The organism is Alcanivorax sp. HI0044, from assembly GCF_001634945.1.
This window is the reverse complement of the sequence record NZ_LWEZ01001728.1, coordinates 1-677: the sequence shown is the minus strand read 5'-3', so window position 1 is coordinate 677 and position 677 is coordinate 1. Positions and strand designations below refer to the sequence as shown.

Here is a 677-nt window from a genome sequence, read left to right as displayed (position 1 = left end):
TATTTTTTACAAAGACACCACGGCCTGCGCGGCGAAATGTGACTATGGTAGCGCCGTAGCGAATCTTTGCCCAGTCGCCCTCGAAGCCCAAAAACTCGATACGTGTACCGCTTTTGATCCCGCGGTGAAGGATGCGTCCGCTGGGGTTGGCGGCGGCACGAATGGGTACATAAATACTGTCATCCACCCAGGCCGCAGCGGCGAGGGCGTTGCTGGATGCACTCAGCAATGCCAGTACACAGAATAATCTAGCGAGCATCAGTCACTCCTTGAGGTCAGGCCGCGCAGTCTAAAGAAGTCATGCGGGTAGCGGCGCTACCATAGTCACATTTCGCCGCGCAGGCCGTGGTGTCTTTGTAAAAAATAGCAAATTGCCATGACTGCCCATTCGTTGCGGCTGTAGCTTTCAGGGCAGTACGCGCTTGAAGGGCTTTACCGTAACGCTGGCGTACACGCCGGCATCCATATACGGATCCGCATCCGCCCAGGCCTGGGCAGCGTCCAGGGAATCAAATTCCGCAATGACCAATGATCCGGTAAAGCCCGCTGGGCCCGGGTCTTCACTGTCGATAGCCGGGTGTGGCCCTGCCAGTTGCAGGCGCCCTTGATCACGGAGGGCTTCCAGCCGCGCCAGGTGCGCGGGGCGAGCCTGTTTGCGTGACGGCAAGGAGTCAGGG

Annotated in this window: 1 protein-coding gene and 1 pseudogene; both read right to left on the bottom strand. The window is 58.6% G+C overall.

The window, feature by feature from the left end:
* Positions 1-259: pseudogene (locus A3730_RS26010) on the bottom strand (hypothetical protein); the annotation flags it as partial.
* Positions 260-406: 147 nt separating this feature from the next.
* On the bottom strand, positions 407-677 hold a 271-nt coding region (locus A3730_RS26005; RefSeq protein ID WP_063539284.1), incomplete at its 5' end, for a YciI family protein.